The 21,565-nt window shown below is 65.0% G+C and carries 27 protein-coding genes; 19 read left to right on the forward strand and 8 right to left on the reverse strand.

Annotation, left to right across the window (positions count from 1 at the left end):
- Positions 1-20: 20 nt before the first annotated feature.
- From M1P90_RS36675 to M1P90_RS36695, 5 genes are all read right to left on the reverse strand, one after another.
- Positions 21-683 (reverse strand): hypothetical protein, encoded by a 663-nt coding sequence (locus tag M1P90_RS36675; protein WP_483704832.1) that lies wholly within the window; start codon positions 681-683, stop codon positions 21-23.
- The gene (locus M1P90_RS36680; RefSeq protein WP_483704834.1) at positions 676-1,455 is read right to left on the reverse strand and encodes a hypothetical protein; all 780 of its coding nucleotides are present in this window, start codon (positions 1,453-1,455) and stop codon (positions 676-678) included. The genes M1P90_RS36675 and M1P90_RS36680 overlap by 8 nt, the downstream gene beginning before the upstream one ends.
- Positions 1,456-1,462: 7 nt before the next feature.
- A complete protein-coding gene (locus tag M1P90_RS36685; RefSeq protein WP_483704836.1) occupies positions 1,463-1,867 on the reverse strand; it encodes a hypothetical protein in 405 nt (134 codons plus the stop codon).
- 77 nt (positions 1,868-1,944) lie between these two features.
- Entirely contained in the window at positions 1,945-2,565 is a 621-nt protein-coding gene (locus M1P90_RS36690) for a hypothetical protein (protein WP_483704838.1), read from the reverse strand.
- 23 nt (positions 2,566-2,588) lie between these two features.
- Positions 2,589-3,473, reverse strand: coding sequence for a hypothetical protein (locus tag M1P90_RS36695; protein ID WP_483704840.1), 885 nt, complete (start codon positions 3,471-3,473; stop codon positions 2,589-2,591).
- A gap of 209 nt (positions 3,474-3,682) precedes the next feature.
- On the opposite strand from M1P90_RS36695, the gene M1P90_RS36700 reads away from it, so the two are divergent.
- The 14 genes from M1P90_RS36700 to M1P90_RS36765 all read left to right on the forward strand — a co-directional run bounded on the left by M1P90_RS36700 (position 3,683) and on the right by M1P90_RS36765 (position 15,743).
- Positions 3,683-4,234, forward strand: a complete 552-nt coding sequence (locus M1P90_RS36700) for a hypothetical protein (RefSeq protein ID WP_483704842.1) — start codon at positions 3,683-3,685, stop codon at positions 4,232-4,234.
- 20 nt (positions 4,235-4,254) lie between these two features.
- Entirely contained in the window at positions 4,255-4,599 is a 345-nt protein-coding gene (locus tag M1P90_RS36705) for a hypothetical protein (RefSeq protein ID WP_483704844.1), read from the forward strand.
- A gap of 12 nt (positions 4,600-4,611) precedes the next feature.
- Complete coding sequence (locus tag M1P90_RS36710; protein WP_483704846.1) at positions 4,612-5,256, forward strand: hypothetical protein; 645 nt, start codon at positions 4,612-4,614, stop codon at positions 5,254-5,256.
- A gap of 127 nt (positions 5,257-5,383) precedes the next feature.
- Positions 5,384-6,037, forward strand: coding sequence for a hypothetical protein (locus M1P90_RS36715; RefSeq protein WP_483704848.1), 654 nt, complete (start codon positions 5,384-5,386; stop codon positions 6,035-6,037).
- Positions 6,034-6,585 (forward strand): hypothetical protein, encoded by a 552-nt coding sequence (locus tag M1P90_RS36720; protein ID WP_483704850.1) that lies wholly within the window; start codon positions 6,034-6,036, stop codon positions 6,583-6,585. The genes M1P90_RS36715 and M1P90_RS36720 overlap by 4 nt, the downstream gene beginning before the upstream one ends.
- An 85-nt stretch (positions 6,586-6,670) precedes the next feature.
- Positions 6,671-7,246 (forward strand): hypothetical protein, encoded by a 576-nt coding sequence (locus tag M1P90_RS36725; RefSeq protein ID WP_483704852.1) that lies wholly within the window; start codon positions 6,671-6,673, stop codon positions 7,244-7,246.
- A gap of 437 nt (positions 7,247-7,683) precedes the next feature.
- Positions 7,684-8,967 (forward strand): RNA-guided endonuclease IscB, encoded by a 1,284-nt coding sequence (iscB, locus tag M1P90_RS36730; protein WP_483704854.1) that lies wholly within the window; start codon positions 7,684-7,686, stop codon positions 8,965-8,967.
- 37 nt (positions 8,968-9,004) lie between these two features.
- Positions 9,005-9,286, forward strand: coding sequence for a hypothetical protein (locus M1P90_RS36735; RefSeq protein WP_483704855.1), 282 nt, complete (start codon positions 9,005-9,007; stop codon positions 9,284-9,286).
- 321 nt (positions 9,287-9,607) lie between these two features.
- Positions 9,608-10,837 carry an RNA-guided endonuclease IscB gene (gene iscB / locus M1P90_RS36740; protein ID WP_483704857.1) on the forward strand — a complete coding sequence of 410 codons (1,230 nt, stop codon included), beginning with the start codon at positions 9,608-9,610 and terminating at the stop codon, positions 10,835-10,837.
- A gap of 26 nt (positions 10,838-10,863) precedes the next feature.
- Entirely contained in the window at positions 10,864-11,253 is a 390-nt protein-coding gene (locus tag M1P90_RS36745; protein WP_483704859.1) for a hypothetical protein, read from the forward strand.
- 27 nt (positions 11,254-11,280) lie between these two features.
- Complete coding sequence (locus tag M1P90_RS36750; RefSeq protein ID WP_483704861.1) at positions 11,281-12,795, forward strand: RtcB family protein; 1,515 nt, start codon at positions 11,281-11,283, stop codon at positions 12,793-12,795.
- Between the two features lie 77 nt (positions 12,796-12,872).
- Positions 12,873-13,355 carry a hypothetical protein gene (locus M1P90_RS36755; protein WP_483704863.1) on the forward strand — a complete coding sequence of 161 codons (483 nt, stop codon included), beginning with the start codon at positions 12,873-12,875 and terminating at the stop codon, positions 13,353-13,355.
- A gap of 54 nt (positions 13,356-13,409) precedes the next feature.
- Positions 13,410-14,426 (forward strand): DUF5131 family protein, encoded by a 1,017-nt coding sequence (locus tag M1P90_RS36760; protein ID WP_483704865.1) that lies wholly within the window; start codon positions 13,410-13,412, stop codon positions 14,424-14,426.
- Positions 14,427-14,771: 345 nt separating this feature from the next.
- On the forward strand, positions 14,772-15,743 hold the full coding sequence (locus tag M1P90_RS36765) for a Fic family protein (RefSeq protein ID WP_483704867.1): 972 nt from the start codon (positions 14,772-14,774) through the stop codon (positions 15,741-15,743).
- A gap of 91 nt (positions 15,744-15,834) precedes the next feature.
- Here M1P90_RS36765 and M1P90_RS36770 read toward each other — a convergent pair whose 3' ends face one another.
- Complete coding sequence (locus M1P90_RS36770; protein WP_483704869.1) at positions 15,835-16,929, reverse strand: hypothetical protein; 1,095 nt, start codon at positions 16,927-16,929, stop codon at positions 15,835-15,837.
- A gap of 186 nt (positions 16,930-17,115) precedes the next feature.
- On the opposite strand from M1P90_RS36770, the gene M1P90_RS36775 reads away from it, so the two are divergent.
- The 4 genes from M1P90_RS36775 to M1P90_RS36790 all read left to right on the forward strand — a co-directional run bounded on the left by M1P90_RS36775 (position 17,116) and on the right by M1P90_RS36790 (position 19,388).
- A complete protein-coding gene (locus M1P90_RS36775) occupies positions 17,116-17,421 on the forward strand; it encodes a hypothetical protein (protein ID WP_483704871.1) in 306 nt (101 codons plus the stop codon).
- A 71-nt stretch (positions 17,422-17,492) separates the two neighbouring features.
- Complete coding sequence (locus M1P90_RS36780) at positions 17,493-18,473, forward strand: DUF3780 domain-containing protein (RefSeq protein WP_483704873.1); 981 nt, start codon at positions 17,493-17,495, stop codon at positions 18,471-18,473.
- Positions 18,474-18,942: 469 nt separating this feature from the next.
- Entirely contained in the window at positions 18,943-19,092 is a 150-nt protein-coding gene (locus tag M1P90_RS36785; RefSeq protein WP_483704875.1) for a hypothetical protein, read from the forward strand.
- Between the two features lie 71 nt (positions 19,093-19,163).
- Positions 19,164-19,388, forward strand: a complete 225-nt coding sequence (locus M1P90_RS36790) for a hypothetical protein (protein ID WP_483704877.1) — start codon at positions 19,164-19,166, stop codon at positions 19,386-19,388.
- Positions 19,389-19,747: 359 nt separating this feature from the next.
- Here the strand turns inward: M1P90_RS36790 and M1P90_RS36795 are convergent, their stop codons facing one another.
- A complete protein-coding gene (locus M1P90_RS36795; protein WP_483704879.1) occupies positions 19,748-20,671 on the reverse strand; it encodes a hypothetical protein in 924 nt (307 codons plus the stop codon).
- Positions 20,668-21,054, reverse strand: coding sequence for a helix-turn-helix domain-containing protein (locus M1P90_RS36800; protein ID WP_483704881.1), 387 nt, complete (start codon positions 21,052-21,054; stop codon positions 20,668-20,670). Before M1P90_RS36800 ends, M1P90_RS36795 begins: the two co-directional genes overlap by 4 nt.
- Before the next feature lie 192 nt (positions 21,055-21,246).
- Between M1P90_RS36800 and M1P90_RS36805 the strand changes: the two genes are divergently transcribed.
- The gene (locus tag M1P90_RS36805; protein ID WP_483704883.1) at positions 21,247-21,564 is read left to right on the forward strand and encodes a multiubiquitin domain-containing protein; all 318 of its coding nucleotides are present in this window, start codon (positions 21,247-21,249) and stop codon (positions 21,562-21,564) included.
- Position 21,565: the final 1 nt, after the last annotated feature.

Genomic DNA, 21,565 nt, shown 5'->3' on the forward strand with positions numbered 1-21,565 from the left:
CCGGTCCACTGCTCGATTGCTCATGTGCGTACCTGAGTGTCCCGCGCCGACCAGCGTCCATCGATCCGCGCCTCGGCGTACGTCCCCAGACGCGCGCGCAAGGCATGCCAGGCAGCGGCCGCGCTCACGGCCGCCTGGTACAGGCCGGCGATATGCTTCCAAGCCGCGTCATCCGGACACAGATAGCAGTGCGTCTGCATCAGGTACACGCCGCCGCTCGAAACCCGCTTCGGCGTGTGTGCCTCGGCGCGCTTCCGCACAATCTCGGGGACGGCGCCGTCCCAAAAAAACGTCGGCGCATAATACCGGTCGGGCGGCAGCCAGGCATGAACGACGGTCGGAGTCAGTGGGTTGGAACCGCCCTGCGACGCGGCCAGGCGCTCGTCATAGCGGCCATAGTCGCGCAGCGCCGCCGCCAGCGCGTCGAGCGTGGTCTGATGAAGCGCTCTCGCGGCCTGGACCTCGACCCAGGCCGCTTCGTCTGGGAGGCAGACGACCAGGTGATCGGGCCGGTTGACGACGCGCTGGCCCGGGCGCGGGGTCACCGCCGGCAGCGTGCCCGGCACGACGCGCACGCCATCGGGCGTGTCGCCGAGGACCTCCAGGCGCTCGATCGGCGGCGCCTGCCACGGGTGGTGTGATTCCCCAACGTGTAGGACGTGGGGGACGAGTGCGTTAGCCATGAGTAACCTCTTCGGTACAAGGTGGGACGATCAGGGTGAGTGTGGCGAGGCCGGGCCGGTCCGTGTCTCGCGCGGCGGCCTCCGCTTCCTCCTCCGCGGCGGTGGCGAGGCGCGGCCCCACAAGCCACACCGCGCTCGGGTCGTGTTGGGCGACCGCGCTTCGCGCGGCGGTGGCGGTCTCGCTCTCGTCCGTGGCGAACATCCGGTAGCGCACCGCGAGAACCTGCCGGCCGCCGTCAGCGGCGCAGTCGATCCAGCCGGCCACCGTCAGCGGAAAACGCGGCGTGAGCGCCTCCTGTGCGCCGTCCTGCGCCGCGATCGCGGCGTGCGCAGCGCCGATCAGCTCCGGCCGCATCGCCAGGGCCCGCAGGAGCTGCGCGAGCTGCTCGGTCGCCTCGGGGCTCAAACCACGAGAGACGCCAAACCGCTCGTGGCGTGCGCGCCCGCCCACGATCGCGGTGATCTCGGCATCGGTCTGATAGCCGGCATGAACGAGCGTGGTCGTAAACGTGGCCCCGTAGAGCATCTGCGGGCCGTCGGCAGCCCCCTCCATCAGATCGGCAGCGCGATCGAGGGGCTGATCGGTGGCGTGCAGGGGCAGCTCGACCGAGCCGCTGGCGGGGTCCAGCGTGTAGCGCTCGCTGCGCTCGCGCTGGCCGTCAGTCAGCGCGTAGAGTTCCATCTGCGGGCCGCTCATGACGATGCCATGCTGGCGCGTGAGCGCCGTGAGCGCGGCCAGGAAGCGCTCGATCTGTCGCGGTGCCAGGTTCATAATGTCCTCACACGGCCTGCGCCGCCTGCGGCGGCAGCAGGTCAAAGGTCTCGTCGAATACCCGCGCGACCAGCACGCCGGGCGCGCTGCGAAGGGGTTCGCTGGCAGCGTAGAGCAGCGCGCCGCTGGAAAAGTCCACCGCCTCGACCTGGCCGGACCATCCCTCGGCCTCCAGCTCGGCCGGTTTCATCGGGCGCACCGCCGTCACCACCGTCCCGACGAGCGGGTGGTCGGACGCCGCCAGCGCCCCGGAGATGATCCGCTGCGACAGCCGCTGGCAGCCAGGCGGCTTGTGGACGGTCACGGTCACCGCCCAGCCGTCGTCGCTGCGCCTGACGTCGACCGATTCAAGGTTCGGTAGCGCGAGAAGCTGCGCGATCGCGAGCAGCACCCGCGGCGTGTTCGGAAGCATCCATGTGATCCTGCTGTTTGTTGGGGCAGCTTTTTTCGATTGTCGTGCCATGTGTACTCCGGTGCGGTATGTACCGCCTAGTAACATTCTTGTAGCCCCGGCCACGCAGCCATCAGCGCGTCCCACCACGCTTCGGGCGCGCCGTCCAGGTCGCCGAGGACGGCCGATACAACGCTGCCGCCGTGCTCGTGCGCGAGCAGGTCGGCCAGGAACTGCGCTGCTATCGGCGCCTCCATCTCGCGCAGGGCGCGGGCGATCGGCGCGATGTCCATGATCTCGTGCGCGCCTTTGTCAACGAGCGTGTACTCGCCGAACTGGCCGATTGCCTGATCCAGGTCGCGCAGCACGTCGCGGGGGGTCAGCGCGTGCGCGCCGCCGCTCAGGAGCGTGTTTGCCGCGGCGGCATCAGTCTGCTGAAGCTCAGCGCGGTAGGCAGCAAGCCACGCCTCGGCCTCCGCCGTGCTCAGAAAGCTCACCTCGCCGTGCGCGATCCGTTCGGCCTCGCGGCGGCACTCCTGGAGCAGCTCGATGACCACGTCCAGATCCTCCCGGCTGGCGTTGCGTAGCGAGGGCGTCTCGAAGCTCACGCGGCCGTCGGGCGCGACCGTGACGATGTAGCTGAGGGCTGGGATAAAATCGCCGCTGTGCCAGATGTAGCTGCGGCGGTAGCGGTCGCTGGTCACGCGAAGAATCTGCATAGTTGTGCTCTCTCTTGTGTCAGCTACAGCGCGCCGCGGTCGGCAAGGCCAGCGCGTATCTGCATCTGGTGATCGGCCTCAAACTGCGGAAGCAGCCGCAGGATACGGCGGCGCGCGGGGCCGTACAGCTTGCCGGCAATCACCGACAGCAGCAGCGCCTGCGACTCGGGCCGCGCCGTCTCGAATTCGCCGTGCAGCGCGATGTCGATCGTCAGGTCCTGGAGCGCCGTGCGCTCATCAGGAGGCAGCAACAGGCTGGCGCGGGTGAGCGCGCGGAGTTGCCACGAGCCGAGCAGAAGCGGCGTTGTGAGTGCCAGGTCGCGCGCCTCTCGCGCGAGCCGGAGTCTCAGCTCGGGCACGTCGGCGCGCCGCGCCAGCACGAGCAGCACATCGGCGACCCGGTGCCGCTGGAATAGCGCGGCGTTCTCAGCCTCGGCGTCTTCACCAGTACGCTCTACTGCCGGGAGCGCCGCGCGCGCGGCCTCCGCGGCAGTCTCGATGCTTTGGCGTGGGAGCTTGCGTGCAAGCTCCTCCAGCAGCTCCATACGTGCGCCCGCGTCGGAAACCGCCAGCACAGCGTCCAGGATCGCTGGCGCTGCGGCCTTCCGTGCGCGATCGACATAGCGCTCCATCAGGCGGCTGCGTACCGCCGGCGGCAGCGTCGCGAGCAGGGCTATCGCGGCCGGGAGAAGGTCCGGCGGGATCAGGTCAAGGATTCGGCCCAGCGCGTTCGCGCGCTCCTGCTCGGCTTCTGCATCGCCCATCGTGGCGCTGGCGCCTGCTATGGGCATCCGGGCAATGCGGTGGAGTTCGCCGCTCACATCTTCAGGCTGTAGCCGGGGCATTGATTGTTCCTCCTGTGCAGCGAGCACGCCGGTATGGTTGATCGCGTGTGTCGATGAAAGCATGATGGCGCCTGCTCCGGGATGTCGAACGTTCCAGCGGCCTCGACCGCTACTTGACAATAGTATCATAAGATGGTATTATTGTAACATTATATGATACTATTGTCAAGCAAGAGATCGGAACCGGTGATGAGCGGCTTGCAACAGCCCCGAGCAGCAGTACATACCGCGCGACCTACCAGGCGGCACGGCGACATCGCGACGAGCAGGACGTGCTCATCGAGCGGCTGCGGGCATGCGTGGCGCTGATTGCGGAGCAGGACCCGCACGACGACCGGCGCGCGGTCTGGTCGCGGCAGGTCGCGCGGTTGGCAGAGCACATCGCCGACGAGGCGGCGCGGGCGGAGCTGTTGCGCTCGCTGCGGGACCTGGTGCTGCGTTGCACGGCGGACGAACGCTACGTCGCGCTGGCGCAGATCGCCGGTCAATTGCCGGACGCCGAGCGGCAGAGCGCGCTTGACACGCTGCTCGTCGAGGCGCGCGCCGAGGCCGACCCGTACGACCGCGCGCTGGCGTTGGTCACCGTTATCCACGTGCTGGACGCGGGCGAGGCGTGCAACGCGGTGTTTGGCGAAGTTCTCGCCGCAATCCGCGAGGTCCCGCCGCACGACTTTCCGATGGTCTGCATTGGGCAGGCAAAGAACATCATCTACCGGCTGAAGCGCGGCACGCGCACGGACGCGCGCCGCGAACTGGAGCACGCCGCCCGTGCGATCGCGGACCGCCAGGCGCGCCGCGAGGCGCTTGTCCAGCTCGGGCGCTAAGCCGCCCGAAAGGAACGATTTTGAGCACATCAACAGCCGTGCTAACCCCACGTGAGATCGACGCGCTGCGCGGCGCCCTGCCGTCTGATGCAATCGCGCGGCTCTGCGCGGCGATCGACGGCGCGATCAGTCTCGACCTGGAAGCGCGACACGCCCTCCAGGCGCTCGCGGACCGCCTGGAGGATAGCGACACGCGCACAGCGCACTATCTCATTCTATCCGGCGGCGAGATCGTCGGATGCACGGTCGGCGAGGACGGCAAGGCCGACGCCGATCGCGGCAACACCTTCGAGAAGGTGCTGCCCGGCACAGTATGCCCGCATTGCGAATGGCGGGTTGAGGCGCAGGCCCATAGGCCACTCTGAAAGAACCACTTGATGGAGACTGATGTGCCAACCGATGCCGCCTATACGCTGACGATCCACACCACCAGCGGCGCGCAGACGCTCTTGGCGGACAGCCAGGCCGCGTTGCGCAGCCAGCTCGTTGCGCGTATTCCAGCATTGGCTCCGTGCTTCAGTACATTCGCGCCGCTTGATGTGCCGGGCAGCCGGATCTACGCGCTCTCCGACGGCCGGGCGACCGAGCTTGATCTGGCCAGGGGAACGGCCGCGGCAGCATTTCTTGCCGAACACTACGATCACGTTTTTCAGCCTGAGCCGCGGCCAGCGCTCTGGCACGTCATAGCCCCGCAAACAGGCCCCCGCGGCCTGCCGCGCTACACCGGCGTCGACCTGGTCGGCGGCGCGGCGGCGCTTATTGGCGACCTGATGCGCTCGGGCGCCGTCGAGGCCAACCCCGCCGTGCCCTCGCCGGCGGTGCTAAGCGGCGTGCTCCAGCTACAGGCCATTCAGACCGTGCGGCGGGTGCGGAGCGATCGCGGCGAGAACGTCAACCTGCTGTTCCGGCGCGGCTGGCTGCTGCTGAGCATCGAGCAGGAGCCACAAACCTCCGAGCAGGGAGTGTCGCTCGGGACGTCGACGGTCTATGTCGTAGGACATCCCGAGCGAGATGCCGTCTGAGCCAGGGACACAGTGACGCACGCGCGGCGGCTATCGTGGGATAGTCTCGCACTCTTACTTGACATAACTAAAAAGCATGATATACTCTTGCATATCAGGTTATGATACCTTTGTCAGGGAGATGGCATTGCCAACCCGAACGTCCAAGCCAACCACCGTCTCCGCGCTCGCGCAGCAGTTTGTTGCGGCCAACCCCGAGACTATCGAGGTTGCCAACGACCGGACCAACTGGCCCGGCGTGCGGCGCCCGCTCGCGGCGGCCCGCGCGCTGCTCCAGTTCGCCGACCTCGGCGAGGCGCTCCGCAAAGCTGCCGAGGAGTACATCAAAACTCGCGGCGGCCGCGGCTACCAGCAAGAAGGCTTCCGCGCCCGCTTTGCGGCGCAGCTCTGCGAGGCGGCCGGCGTCCCGTTCTGCAAGCGCTGCGGGCGTTACCTCACCGACCGGCCTCACAGCCCATGCCCTTTCGACGCTTTTCAGGCCGCACTACTCGGGCTGCCGAGCCTTGCGGGCTCGCAACCAGTGTATTTTGGCCTGGATAAGGCGACGCGGCAGGCGCTGCGCAGCGCGTGCGCACCTATCGCGACTTCTCCGCGTATCGACAAAGACCTCTCCGGGATCGCCGGCGGCCTGCTGTACTTCCTGGAGAAAGACACCGACAGTCCGTACCGCTCCTACCAGCGCCGTGTGCTTGCGATCAGCCTGACCGAGATCATCGCACGCCTGCGCACGGCGGCACTGGCAATCGAGGCGACGCTCAACCTGGTCGAGGACGTTGTATGACCGCAATCATCATCCCTCCCGATCTGCAACAGGACGAGATCGCCGTCGTAACTCCCGAGCGCCGGCAGCGCCTGGCCGCAGGTATTCACCCGGTGAGACAGCTCCCGGCCGGCGCGTCCGACAAAGCGCGGCGCGCCGAGCAGCGCAAGTGCCTGACCAACGCGCGGCTGGCCGCGCACAGCGGCCAGATGGACATTGCCCAGGCATGGGTGGCACGCGCCGCGGGCTACTATCCCGTGAGCCAGCGCAGCCTGGCTGCCATCAAACGCTCCTACGATCGGGGCCGCAATTACCGGGCAGACCAGGCCGAGCAGGCCGCCACGCTGACCACCCGCGCGCGGATTCCGGCTGCCGGCGGCGGCGCGCCGGAGGTGGCGCTGACGATCGTCACGCGGCCCGCGCGCGACCCCGAGCTGCGCGAGTTGCGGATCGGCGAAACGCTGTCGCAGGCGTCCGAGCCGTCGCCAGCTCAGCTAGACACCGCGATCGCGTGCCTTGAGGCGCTCCTGACACGCCTGCACGCGCTGCGCGCGTCCTTGGCCTCCTGACGCTGTGCATTGCGGCAGCGCGATACTCGTGGTATCATCAGCACATCCGTACGTGAAAGGCTGCGCGATTCCACCCTGGCTGAATTTGGAAAACGTGATCTCGGCGCTGATTATCTTGCCGCTGCTCCTCATCGGCGTCGTGGCCAAGGCCGCGTCGCTGGGCGCGCCCGGCCGCTTCAAGCAGCGCTTCAAAGAACTGTTCTGGCCGATGGCGCGGGTGATGCTGGCGATGACCGGCGCCGCGACGGCCGGCCTGCTCTGCTATCTTGGGATCTACCGGTTGGGCGTCACGGATCTCCCCTGGTTTCAGACACTCGCGCGCTGGACGGTTATTCTCGCATTCGGCGGATTCGTAGTGGGAGTCGCCGGCTTTGGCATCTACTCACTGATCACCGATCCGCGCGCGCTGATGCGCCAGTATATGAGCGACGATCCCGAGATCCACGAGGACACCGAGTTCGCGGTGCTCAAACTCTACCTGCTGTGGGTCGGCGGCTCGCTGGCAGGCACGATTCTCAGCATCACCTCAGGCAGCGTTATCCCCGCGGTCGTCTGTGCGGCAGTCCTCTGGTTCGGCGTGCGCTCGGCTGTGCGCGCGTACCGCGCGAACCAGGAGTGGCACCAACACCACCCCGAGGCCGCGCGGCGCCCGGAACAATAGTACCCGGCGCGCTTACGCACGATGGTCAATCGCCTGCGGTCGCGGCCGAGGCGGGTTGGTCGTGCTTGCGTGCGCGCGAACGCCCCAACATCTACTTTACAAAAGTATCATAATATGATATTATACAAACAAGTTATGATACTTTTGTAAAGATACTGCCGAAGGACGTTACCGGTCAACAACTGGCGCGTTCACACGCCGGCTTGAGCCGAGACTCAAGCCCACGTTGACCAGCCCAAGCTCCTCTGGAGCTACGCCCTTCCGGTCAGGATACCGACGGCTGCGCGGGCCAGGCCGTCGCTCTATCGCCCGTCAGAACGCCCTGCTGGGGTAAGGCAGGCATCTGGCGGGCACGACAAGCCGGAAGCGCATGGGCGAGGCCCACCTTACCCCTGAAAAGGGAGCGGCCCCGGTAACGGGGCAAAGGAACGACGCAAATGGTCTTTGTGATCTCAAGCAATGGAGCGCCGCTTGACCCCTGCCACGAGGCCAGGGCCAGAGAGCTTTTGAAGAAGGGCCGCGCGGCGGTCTGGCGCATGTTCCCGTTGACGATCAAACTGAAGGACCGGACACGGGCCGAGTCGGTGGTTGCTACGCACTGCCTGAAACTTGATCCGGGGAGCAAGACCACCGGCATCGCCGTCGTGCAGGAGGGGACAGGGCGGGTGGTGTTCGCCGCCGAACTGACACACCGGGGGCAGGCTATCCGCGACGCGCTGCTGGCTCGCAGGGGTATCCGCCGCTCGCGCAGGCAACGTAAGACCCGCTACCGGCCCGCTCGTTTCGACAACCGGCGCAGGCCCAAAGGCTGGCTCGCGCCAAGCCTGCTGCACCGGGTTCTCACGACCGAAAACTGGGTCAATCGGCTCCGGCGCTTCTGCCCGGTTACGGCACTCTCTGTCGAACTGGCGAAGTTCGACACGCAGCTCATGCAGAACCCCGAAATCAGCGGGGTCGAGTACCAGCGCGGGGAGTTGCTCGGCTGGGAGGTACGCGCCTATTTGCTTGAGAAGTGGGGCCGCCGCTGCGCCTACTGCGGGACTGAGAACGTACCGTTCGAGATCGACCACGTGATGCCCAGGGATCGCGGCGGCTCCGATCGGGTAAGCAACCTGGCACTGGCCTGCCACGACTGTAACCAGGCCAAGGGCAACCGCACCGCGGAGGAATTTGGACACCCAGAGGTGCAGGCCCAGGCCCGCGCACCCCTCAAGGACGCCGCTGTGGTGAACGCGACCCGCCTTGCGCTCTACCGGCGGCTTCTCATGACTGGCCTGCCTATCGAGGTCGGAAGTGGCGGGCGCACGCGCTACAATCGGGCACGGCTGAACCTTTCCAAAGCGCACTTTCTCGACGCCGCCTGTGTGGGAGCCTCCACACCCGACAATCTGCGCGTGGCAGTCACATCCGTGCTGCTGATCGCCGCCAAAGGACACGGGAGTAGACAGATGTGCCGGACGGACGAGTTCGGCTTCCCAAGGAGGCATGTGCCACGCCAGAAGCGCTGGTTCGGATTCAAGACCGGCGATCTGGTGAAAGCAGTGGTGCCAAAAGGCAAATATGCTGGTACGCACGTAGGGCGGGTCAGCATCCGCACAAGCGGCAAGTTCAATATCACTACTGCGTCTGGCCTGGTACAGGGGATTAGCCACCGCCATTGTCAGGTTATCCAGCGTGTCGATGGCTACGCCTATGCAACGAGGAAGGAGGAGCGCGCTTAAAGCCGCGTAAACGCGACGGTCTCCGCGCGCGATTTTGATGACCACCCAGCCAGCAACACAGCCCGTTCCGGTTGTCCACGAGTTGACGATCGCCGTTGCGCAGCGCGTTACAAGTCACAAATATCTCTACCGGTCGACGGTCGAAGGTGCGATTGAGGCGGTCGCGCACGTGACCGGCATGATCATCACGCCCGAGGAGCGCGCGACTATTCGCGGCCAGGTGGCGCTGGTGCTGGCCCGCTGCGGCTGGCAGCTCAGCGAGGCGGAGCTGGCCGAGGCGCGGGCAGCCGCGATTGCCTTTGGCCAAGCGGGGGTATAATATGCGCGCACTGATGCAGCAGATCACCAGCGCGCAGCGCGCGCTGTCCGCAGCCTCCCTGGAGTGCGGTATCCGCTTCTGGATGTGGCTGATCGATAGTTCCTAAAAGTCATGTGTTTTATCACATGGGACTGATGGAACTACCAGCGGCCCCGCACGGGGAGCAGTTCGATGGGTCAACACACCTACGGATGTTGTTCCAGTCTGTAGCTCTGTGGCTTCGGTTTAAGGGTAGCCGAAAGGTGAAGGTGACCGAAGCACGACAAGCCCATTGAACACTCGCGAGGAGCATCTCACTCCGCAAGGAGGGCTTACAGCCACATGAAGGTCTTTGTTCGCAACCAGGACGGCACCCCATTGATGCCCTGTACCCCTGCCAAAGCGCGCAAGCTGCTGCGGGCGGGCAAGGCACGCGTGGTCGCCCACACGCCTTTCACGATCCAGCTAGGGTGGCAATGTGAGGGGCAGGTGCAGGCGGTGGTGGTCGGGATCGACAAGGGCAGCAGCGTGACGGGCATCAGTTGTGTCGGTAACGGAGCAGTCCTGCTGGCCGCCGAGATCCACCACCGCCGCGATGTGAAAGACAAGCTCGACACCCGCCGCGCGCACCGCCGCAGCCGGCGGTTGCGCAAATGGTACCGGCCAGCGCGCTTTCTCAACCGGGCATCCAGCAAACGAAGCGGGCGGCTGCCTTCCAGCATCAAAACCAATGTGGAGGAAGTGATCCGGGTGGTGCGTCAGCTTCCGCTGCCGATCAGCCAGATCGTGGCCGAGGACGTGCAGGTCGACATTGCACGGCTGAACGACTCGACGCTCCGTGGCAGCCGCTACCAGGACCCGAACCGGCTGGATGAGAACCTGCGGATCGCCTGCCTGATGCGGGATAGGTATACCTGCCGGCACTGCGGCACGCGCAATTGCCGACTGGAGGCGCACCACATCGTCTACCGCGAGCATGGCGGCAAGGACACGCTCGCCAACCTGTTGACGCTGTGCGAACGCTGTCACGAGAAGGTTCACGCCAGTACAATCACCCTGAAAGTGACTGGTGTGAGCGGGCAGTTCGACCAGATCGCCCAGCGGAGTATGCAGGGCAAAACGTATCTCTATACGACCCTCGGTGCGACCGTCCCACTCACGACGGTGTTCGGCTACGAGACCAGCGCTTTTCGGAAACGAAGGGGGCTGGCAAAGACGCATACGGCTGACGCGTTGTGTGTTGCCACGCTCGGGAGTGGTGAGATAGTCACCCCTGACTGTCCCAACACCTACCGGATCGCTTTCCGGCCCCGGCAGACCAGGAGGCAGTTTCACGATCTCCCGCGCAAGGGCTTGGGACGCGTGCGCTATCAGGTACACGAGGAGCTGGCGGGCTTTCGGAAGGGAGACATCGTACGAGTGAAGGGTCGCTGGGTCAAGCAGATCAACAGCATCTACTCGAACGGGCTTGTGGCATTCAAGCGGGTGCCTGGTGAGCCCGCCACCGCGCGCCCGCGAAATTGCCGTTTACTGGAGCGCGGGCGCACTATCGTGTGGGAGCAGGTGGTATAAAACGCAAGAGAACGCAAGAGAACGCTATGGTTCAAGGGAACGATAACAATACGATCGCGGACGCCATCGTGGCAGGCATCACTCCCGCGATCGGGCAGATCGCCTTCCTGTACCGGATGACGCAGATGCGCAGCGCGGTCGTTTCGTTCGGTCTGTGGGGTGGTTTGTATGCGCATGGTACCTATGCCTACCGCGTCTGTCTCGGCTTCGTCGCGATCACGTGGCTGCCGCTGGACGTCGACGCGGTACTGGCCGACATCGGCTCGGGTACGCCGCGGCATTTCGGCCTGAGCATCCTGCTCTCGTGTAGCGAGCGTCAGGTCGGCGTCTACACAGGCTACGCGCTACGTCTCTGGGACAGCGACTGCGCGGTCGCGCTGCTCCTGGTGGATATTGATGATATTTGGGGCTCGTGATCGGGTGCGACGCCCGCAGGAAACGCTATGACGAACCATCGCAAAACTGACTATCGGCTGCGGCGGCTGGACGCCAACCGGCTCGAACTGCCCAACGATTACGGCATTCCGGTGCGGATCTTCGCCAACGACGGCGTGCCGATCGAGCGCGCCGCAGTCGACGAGTTGCTCGGCCTGCTTGAGCTTCGGGAGACGATCGCCCGGATGCGCGAGGCGGCGCCCGAGCTGTTCGACGGCGACGCCTATCTGGAGGCGGTGTCGCTCTCCTCGGACTTCCACCGCGGCGCGGGCATCCCGATCGGCACGACGCTGAAGACGCGCGGCGTGGCCGTACCGCAGGCCGTCGGCACGGACGTGAACTGCGGCATGAGGGTGCAAACGACCGGCCTCACCTACGACCAGGTGGAGGGTCGTCTCGACGCGCTGGAGCGCCGCATCCGCCACATCTTTTTCCAGGGCGGCCGGCAGATTGGCCTGACAGCGACGCAACGCCAGGCGATGCTCGCCGAGGGCATCCCGGGCCTGCTCCAATCCGATGCACTGGGCGGCGACGCATGGCTGGCGGCGGCGGATGAGCTGAACCGCATCAACGGCGGGGGCGGCGCGCCGACTGATGTCCCGGCCATGTTCAATGACTACATCCAGGGATCGGGGGGCGCTGGCCCAGTGTCCTACGACACGCAGATCGGGAGTCTAGGCGGGGGCAACCACTTTCTCGAAGTTGACATAATAATGAACATTCACGACCGCGCTACCGCGCACGCCTGGGGGTTGCGCGAGGGCCAGGTGGTGATCATGGTTCATACCGGCAGCCTGGGCCTGGGCCACACGGCCAGCGCGATCGGCAAGCAGGCGATGCGCGCGCTGCTGCCGAGCAGCATGCCAATGCCAAACAACGGCATCACGGTGCTGCCGCTCGGTGAGGGCTGCGCGGAGGCTCGGGCGGCGGTGCAGGCGGCCATCCAGACAGCGTCCAATTTCGCCTTCGCGAACAGGTTCTACCTGGCCCGGATGGCTATCCGGGCGCTGGAGCAGGAGATCGGCGAGGTCGGCGCGAGCCTGCTGTGGGACTCGCCGCACAACCTGCTGTGGGAGGAGGAGGACGGCGTAGTTGTCCACCGCAAGGGCTCGACGCCGGCGCGCAGCCCCGAGGCGCTGGCAAACACCGCGTTCCCATGGGGCGAGCCGGTCATCGTCCCGGGCTCGATGGGCGCGCCGAGTTTCATCCTGCGGAGCCTGGGCAACCCCGACGCGCTCTACAGCGCCTGCCACGGCGCCGGCCGAGCGCTCTCGCGCGGCGAGGCACAGCGTGGGCATGACCAGGCATTGGACGAATTTCTGGCCCGCTTCCGCGTCGTCACGCCGGTTGACCCGCGCCAGATCCGTGGCCGCGCCGACCTGGTCGAGGCTTGGAGGGCTGAACTCAAGCAGGAAGCCCCTTTTGCCTACAAAAACATTGGCCCCGTGATCGACACCCTGCGCGGCGCGGGAGTGGCCGAGCCAGTCGTTGAACTGCACCCGATTATGACGGTTAAGGGCTAGGCTGAGTGCTGAGTGCTCAGCACCCAGCACTCATTCTGCCTGGCTATCAATTACCTGAAATGAGAGAGCGTGGCCCTATGACCACACCTGGCGTCCAGCAGTACGCGAAAACCTTTGCCAGACGCGTCTGGCACGATCTCCATACCCGGATCGGCCGCCTGCGGCCGGTGTGGACTGAGATGGCCGAGCGATTCGCCAATTATCCCGCGGACACTCGCCCGATCGACTTGCAGGTCGATGTGCAGGCGGGTGTACCGGCGATCATCAGCACCAACAGCGTGGCCGGCGAACAACGCCACGAGCTGCCCTCGGGCCTGCTGTTTCTGGTCACGTTACGAGTTGCTTCGCAGCAACTCGTCCTCGTCGCCGTCGCGAGCGACGAGGCGATCACCTACGCGCCGCTTGTGGGCGCGGCCACCGATACGGACCAGCAGACGCGCGTTCCGCTGGTCGCCTTTGCGCCGGAAACGTTGAGCGAGCCACAGACGCTTGTCCAGCCGCTTCTCCGGTCGTTGCTGGAGGTCGTCGACGTTGGTCTGGCTGAGTTGGCCGGCGTGTAAGCTCGGGAATGTTCGGATTCGATGAAACGTTGATGGGCTAAAGCGAGGAGCCGCATGGACACGACGCAACCGGCAACCGACCAGATCCCGGCGATCGACTTCTCGCCCTACGTGCCGCTTTCCTTGCTCGCAAGCGGCGCGCTTGACCCCGAGGTCGCCCGCAGCATCCGCGGCTGGCCGCGCGCGCGGTGGATCGTCACCGAGGACGCGGCCGGCCTGGATGCCGCCACGCAGGCCGAGCTGCTCGCGGTTCTGCGCCGCGGCGCCGCGTGGGATCAGCGCTTCCTGCTCGTAACGGCCGACCCCGCCGCCCTGGCTGGAGCCTTCGCCGAAGAGGCGCCGCCGAACGTCGGCATCCTCGCCCACGTTACCACGCAGGCGCAGGCGGAAGCGCGGCTGCCGGGGCTCCTGCGCTGCCGAGCAGCACTGCGCGGGATATTGGTGCGCCCGCCCGCCGAGCCGATCGATCTCTCGGCCTGGCTGAGCGGCCCGGAGCGGCTCGACTGGGTCATCGCCGCCGGCGTCGATACGCCAATCAACGTCCGCCGCTTCGAGGATCTGCGCCGGCAGTGCGCGGCCGCTAACGTGGCTTTTTTCTTCGATGGCTGGGGCGCCTGGGTATGTATCTCCGAAATCTACCCCGGCGAGACGGAGGGCGCCGAGCAGGCGAGCGCTTGGTATCGCGGGGAGGGAGATCCGAACGACCTCCCGACACTCACCTACCGCATCGGGCCGCGCTTCCGGCCGACGCTGAACGACAAGCTCTACCGCCAGGTGCCCGAGGCTTGGGGTCGGCCGCGGCAGCGCGCGGACGTGCCCTTCGCAGTCGGCGAGACCTACCTCTGGGACACGATCGCCGCATACGTGCGCACGACGCGCTTTGCCGATCCAAGCCTTCTCGACGAAGATCTGGATCTGGGAGATACGCTGGTAATCCAGACTTTGGATGGGGCTCGCCTGGCCGCCTTTGTGTTTACTGGCGGTGATGAGACCTGGCGCTGCACGACGATCGGCGACGCGCTGCCGCCGTGGGCGGTAAAACTGCTTGAGGCACACCGGGAGCAGGGCTAACACACCGGCCCTCGGACACCAGGCACTGGTGCAGCGCTTGGTGTCCGAGGGCCGGTGTGCGTAGGAAGGCTTCTGGCGGATCGGCTCAACGGCGCTACGATACGGGTTTTGCCGCGTAAGGACGTCGGAAAACGACACTTCGCAAATCCAGGGCTGTCCCTCACCATCACGCAACTTCTGCCTTGCGTAGCGGCTGCCAGCAGCCCTGGCGGGCAGTATCTAGTTCGTGGCGTGTTTTGTTCGCGGCACACAAGAGAGCATGGTAGATCAGCCGGAATAATTACAACGGTTTTTGTTCTATAATAGAAACCGTTGTAATTATTCCGGCGAGAAAGGCCCCATACGATGCGCGAGATCCCGGAACCACGGCTTGATCCACGTCTGGCACGGCGGCTTGACGACAAGAAGACCACACTCGATATGTACCGCCCACTGCCGCCGCACATCGTGCGCCGCCTGCACGAGGAACTGCGCGTGCTGCTCACCTACCACAGCACTGGGATCGAGGGGAATACGCTCGACCTGGGCGAGACGCAGCTTGTCATCGAGGAAGGCATCACCATCGGTGGGCACTCGCTCAAAGAACACCTTGAGGCCACCAACCACGCCGAGGCGTACAGCATGCTCACCAGCCTGGTCGACCGGAACGAGCCGCTTACGGAAGAACACATCTTCGCGCTGCACCGCCTGGTGCTGGAAAAGCTGCACCCCGAGGCCGGGCAGTGGCGGATCGGGTTTGTCAGCCTGGCCAGGTCGCGCCACCAGCCGCCGCACGCAAAGCAGGTGCCCAGCCTGATGGCAGCGTGGCTTGCCTGGCTCCGCACTGACGCGTTGCAGTATCACCCGATCCTGCGCGGCGCCATCGCGCACCACCAATTTGTCGCGATCCACCCCTTTGCCGACGGCAACGGCCGAGTAGGGCGGCTGCTCCTCAACCTGCACCTGATGCGAGACGGGTTTGCGCCGGCACTGCTGCTCCGCGAGCAGCGACTGCAATATATCCGCGCGCTGGCCCAGGCTGACGCTGGTGACTACGACGCGCTGGCCAATGTTATCGGCCGCGCCGTTGAACGCGGCTTGCAGGTCTACCTGGACGCCTGCACCGCGGCGCCTGAGGATGAGTATCTACTGCTGGCTGACCTGGAAGAACCCACAGGCCTGACTAAGGAACACCTTGGCTGGCTGATCCGGCAAGGTCGACTCCCCGGAACCAAACGTGGCGGACGCTGGTACACGACGATTGCCGCCGTCGAGAGCTATAAAGCCGGGGTGGAGCGGGGTGAGGTATCGCGAGGTCGCCCGCCACAGAAATCGTAAAGGGCTACCACGTTTGGTTGAGCCCTAAGATGACTTTTCGAGCCGGCCAGCGAAAATCTGCTGTTATTTTGTGCTACTTGCACAAAATCAATTACAGTTCCGCCTGCTCGACGTACCGCCGCACGGCGGCCGCGTTTTCCAGGCGGAAATAGTCCGATTTCTTGCGTGCAGCGTAGGCGGGCGGTATTCCTTTTGACCAGTAGTACGGTTCCGTGCTGCGTTCGGGTGCGCTCTGCTCCAGCCAGAGCCCGGCGGTTCGGTCTTCGCGACGGTGGCGCTGATCGCTGAAAATCAGGTGCAGTCCGCGCGGCAAGTGACGGCGCACCGAGCGCCCCGCGCGTACGCCGGTCAGTCGCAGATATTCATGTTCTTCATACATCAGGACGGCCGTCGCGCCCGCCAGAGTATCAAGCCTGCGGGCCAGCTCCTGGTGTACATGTATGGCGGCATCCGGGGCGCCCTCGTCGCTGAGCGCCGCCATTCCAGCCTCGATCTTCTGCGCGAGCTGCTCAACGGTGTGGCCCGGGCCCCTCAGGCGGTGTCCCAGTTGCTGCTCTAGCTCGCGCACGCACGCCAGATGCACCGCGACCGTGACGACGTCGCGCCAGCGCACCGGGTTCTCCAAAAACGTGTCGGCGACTGCGCGGGCGGCGGCGCGACGCACCTCCGCGCTTTCGTCGCTGAGCGCGCGCAGTCGCCGGCGGCGCTCCGCCGCCACCGTGGGCTCGTGATAGTCGTTGAGATAGCGAACGAGATGCACGGCATGGCGTACCGGCGTGAGCTTTGCTCGCTCCAGCTCGCCATGGTTCCAGATCGGGATGCCGGGCGCAGCGTCGTCTCTATCTCCGGCTTCCTCCGCCGCTCCGGGATCGCTCGCGGTGCCCTCGGCGTCGTCTTCCCGCCCGGGCTCGTTCGGTTCAAGCGGTAACAGCGCCAGCAGCAGCGAGTAGTCCCGCACGCCCGGCAGCGCCCACTTGCGCGCCAGGCGTCCTCTCAGCGCCTCGTCGACGCGCTGGGCGTGCTGGAGCACCACCTGCATAATCTCGTCGTGCTGGCGTGGATGCCACAGGCCGGCCCAGGTTGCGCCGCGGCCAGCGCCGCGCGTGCGCCACTCCTGTGCAAGAGCCGGCAGGCCGGCCAGCGGCCCGAGCGGGTGCGCTGGGTATGCTTGAGGAATATTGCTCATGTTGCAATACTAGCACAAAAATAAAAGGCTTTCCACGTCCGGCTCATTCCCCCCAGGGTTCAGACCCAGCACGAGGCGCAGTCCATAGCTTGACAAGTGTATCATAAAATGATATTATTCTCGTATACAGGACAGTGCTGGACGAACCCCGATCCGCCACCGGCAGACTACAAGCGACAACGCTCTATGACATCCAACCAACAAACGCCAGCCACGGGCGGCATTGCCACCGAGCTGCTGCGGCTCTACGCCGCCTGCGAATCCAGGGGCAGCGACAGCCGCACATCGGTCGTGCCAGGGCGGGCGGCAGGCGGGCTGAGCGACGACGTAGGCGCCGTTCTGCGCGCATTTGCCCAGCTCCCCGCCAGCAGCGCTGAGCTGGCGCTGCACGCCTTCCTGCGTATCTTGCACGGCTACTGCGCGAGCGTGATGACCCTGGCGGGCCAAGCGTCGCGGAGATTGACATTGAAACCCTCACCCTGGCGCTCATAGGCTTTGGCGTCGACCAATAGGCCGGCAGTGCCGCGCTCCCTGATGCTATCGATGAACGAGGAAATCTGCACATGACAGCCAGGCACACGACGCTGAGACAACGCGATCGGCTACGACGGCAGACGCGCGGATTTGGTTTCTACCCCGAGGAGCGCGAGCTGCACTTCCAGGTGACGACCGGCGGCCCGGGGCAAGGGGCCGTGGTCAGTGAGCATGACGCTCTGGAGGCGCCAGGAGCCGTGCGCATCACAATCCCTGGCTTCGTCTGGAATCGCATCGCGCAGCCCGTTACCGCAACGCTGAATGCGCGCTTGGTCCGCCACGGCGACCGGCCCGGGCGCTTCCTCGCCCGGGGCATCACCCCGCTGGAGTGGCACGCCGGGAAAGAGCTGATGGTGCTCGCGTGGGCGCTGGAGCACGTGACGAGCCCGGCCCAGATCGCCGACGTCGATCGCGCGCTGGGCAACTGGCAGGGGATGGCCCCCGAGATCAGGTGGTTTTACTACACGGAGACCAACGCGGCCTCTGGCGGGCCGGAGTGGAGGGGACGCGGCTGGCGGGCGGCGCTCTATCATATTCTGATCCAGAACCCGATTGGCCGGCCCGACCTGGACTTGCTCCCGCCGACGGCACTGCCGCCGCTGCCGCCCGACGACATCGATCTCAGGGTGCTTCCGTGGCGCAAGGCTGCGGCAAGCGACCCCCGCGCGCGCATCATCGACGGGGCGATCAGCGTCGTTTTGCTGACCGCCGGGCCGACCCAGGTGTGGCTCAGCGTCGCTGCGCCACGCCGGCCGGGTGATGACCAGGCGTTTGTGAGCGTTCAGGCCGGCATCTGGATCGACGACCAGCAGCTTGCCTGCGCGGTCGATACGCCCGGCCCCACGCCCGTCGAGCGCTGCACAGGCGACGCCGCGTTGACGGCGCTGGTGGCAGTGCCGCTTAGATCGGCGCTGAACCTGGCGGCCAAGCAGGTGTGCCGCATCACCGGCGCCGCGCGGGACTTCGCGCGGCTCAACAGCCAGCTCCTCGGCCTCCTGGCGGAGGGATAGGTGGCGATGGCGCAACGAACCGAGCCGCTTCCCGCCTTCCCAAAAGAGCTGGCCGACCTGGGATAGTCACTGATCAAGATCCAGGGCATCAACGCGGTCAGGGCGGTGAACGGGCGGCTGCATTGCATGTCGCCGAACTTCGCGCGCGACGGGCGTGACTGGGTCAGGCGGCGCAAGGGGCCCTGATGGACCGCCACAGATCCGGGCCAAAATCGTGGACTGGGCACGGCGGATGACGAAGAGCGCGACGCCCGTCATCCGGGCGCTTGACCGCGCTGTGGCCGCACAGCGCCGCGACGCCCCGGCCGTTCCTGGTCTGGTCCATGTCGCACGTGGGGCCGGGGCGCCAGATCATGATCGAGGTATCGGCGGGGTTCAGCCGCTGGAGCCTCCTGCCACAAGACAAGAGTGGCTGCTGTTTCCGCCGCCGCCGTGCGAGATGCCGCCACTCCTCATACTGGAGCAGGTCTTGGCAACCGTCTGGTCGCTCCTGGTCGCGCACGACGTGTGCGCCCTGGGGCTCGCCGAGGCGCTCAGGGCAGGCAAGCGAGCCTTGATGCTCACCCTGGCCGAGCACGCGACACCGGCGCACCTGGCCGGCATCATCACGCAGGAATAAAGTCTGAAACCCGAAATGAAAGTTTGAAACTCGGAATGTTTGGAACTGGCCGCCGCCAATCGAAGAGACCAATGTCGAAAGCAGCCATAACCACAACGCCTACCTCGCTCGCCGAGCACAAAGCCATCCAGAAAGCGCTGGAGGCCGACCCACGGGCAGTGCTGATCTACCGCGACGGCGACCAGATGCGGCGGCTCGATAGTGGTGAGAGCATCGCGATCGCCGACGTCCCCGCGGCGGCGGCTGACCTGCTCGCGCACAAGCAGCGCGTGCTGGTTGCCGCAAATCGTTGCTAGACACGTCAAGGGCGAGATGAAGTCTTCGCGCCCCTGATGGCCTTCGCGCTCATTGTCGCGCCTAGCTGGTTCCAGCGGAAACTGCTTTTTGATTGTCTGGTGACCAATAGATGGTGCGCACGGTGTCGATCGGCGTTTCCGCCAGCTGCTGAAGAAGGGTGGAGTAAGCGAAGGTGACACCAAGGGCTGGGTCTATTGAAATAGTGCATCCGAAAGCGGTTTAAAGAACCATTCCTGGGGTTACTGGCTCTGGACACAATCGAGACGAATCTCATGCTGTTCAGCATTAGGACGCCGTCAATGATATCGATTGCCCCGCATAGCGGCTTCGCTTAGTTTAACCAAGAGGGAACGTAAAGTCAACTAGTGGCACGGGTCGGGAGAATGATCGTCGTCGCCGTCAGGGTTTTCGCCGCATGGATCAGGATGAAGACCTGGTGCGTGTTCGTGAAGGCTTCGGCAATGCATTCGTGACGGACGCCATTGCAGTCAAGCAGTATGAGGATGCGTTTGTCTGTCATTCGCTGCCGGCCGACGGGGATCATGGCGCCGATTTCATCGTCGGGGGTGTAATATTCTTCCCATTGGATGTGGCCGAACAGTTCGAGAAAGCGGGGCGATGGGACGCTGCGGCGAAGCGTCGCTCTGAAGCCATCTCCAGCGACCAACTCCGGCGGGTTGAGGATCAGCACGACACAGGCGCGCCAGTTTTTTGACACGTATTGTCGGACGGAGGCGTAGATCGAAGCACCGTACTTGCCGCACATCCTGACCGGTGTGAGAATTCCGAACCCCCTTTCTTCGGCTTCCTCGGCGAATGTATCCAACTGGAACAGCACCTCGGAAGCGAACACGTTGGCCTCGCGGTCGAACAGGTCGGCAATCTCGGGGTCAAGGCTCTGCTCGCAGTCCTCGACGATCGCGTAGAGATCCCGCTGCCAGGGTATGAAGCCGTGGCCGGTCTCGTGCAGCTTGAGAAAGGTCTGTTTTACGATGTACAGGGTTCGGTCGATGAATACCAGCCGGGAGCGGGCATCGAACAAGCCGATGACCTTCTGCAGGGCGCGCTTCAGTGCGTCGCCGGCCTTCTGACGCATCTTTGCGATGAAGCCTTCATTGAGCACGTCCTCGCGAACTTCCTCGACGTCGGCGGCGGCCATGATGTCGTCAACCGGGGTTGGGAACCGGCCGAGCGCATCTGCTTTTCGCAAGACGCGCTCGGCCTCCGCACGAACCTTGGCGTACTGTTGTGGTGTCAGGGTGCAGTCGTCGGGCTTCCTCAAGACTTCTCCCTCTTGCTGCGATACCAGTTAAGATAGTCGAGAAGTTCCTTTTCCTCTTCCTCTGTCAGGTTCTCGATCGAGAAGGTCGCAGCACGGCCGTGCTTCGCGCCTTCCGTGCGACCCGCTCCTGATGAGGGGAGGTAGCCAGCACGCTCCATGAGCTTCTCATACGGCACACTGTACACGCCAGCGAGGCTGTGCAGGATGCTGGGGGACGGCTTCGAGATCTTCCCGTTTTCAAGTTGGCTGAGGTAGGCGTTGGATATCTCTTTTCCCGTCGCCTCTTCGACCTCCCGGAGCGACATCTTCAGGCCAGTCCTCAAGCTTTTCAGGTACGCGCCAAACACCTCCGTGCGATTTTGGTTCCCTCTGTCATCGGTCATCCATCCTCCTACTAGGCTGGGGCGGGCGGCAGCATACGCCCATAGTTAGTTTACCACGATTGCTAAATAAATCAAGCATGCTTGATTGTTGCTTGACGAACTTAGCGCGCGTGCTATAATTAGCAATGTGGCAGTCAGCTCCTTTGCTGGCCTGCCTACGTCTGCAACCGATGCTATGGAAAGGAAACGGAAATGACCAGCACGTTGGAGGAGGAAATCCTGGACGAGATCGTCGACCTGGAAAAGTACGCCCGTGAAGGCAAGAAGCCGCCGCGCGCGCGCGGCTACCGGATTCTCGTCAACGGCAAGCCGTTCGTCGTGCATGAGGAATTCATCACTGGCCGGCAGGTTCTGACCTTGGCCGGGCTGACGCCACCGGAAAACTACACCTTGCGGGTGAAGATCGCCGGCCAGCGGCCGCGCAAGGTCGAACTCGACGAGAAGGTCGATCTCCGTCACCCCGGCGTGGAGAAGTTCAAGGCGCTGCCGCGCGACCAGACGGAGGGCTGAT

It is taken from the genome of Kouleothrix sp. 19917 (assembly GCF_057073505.1).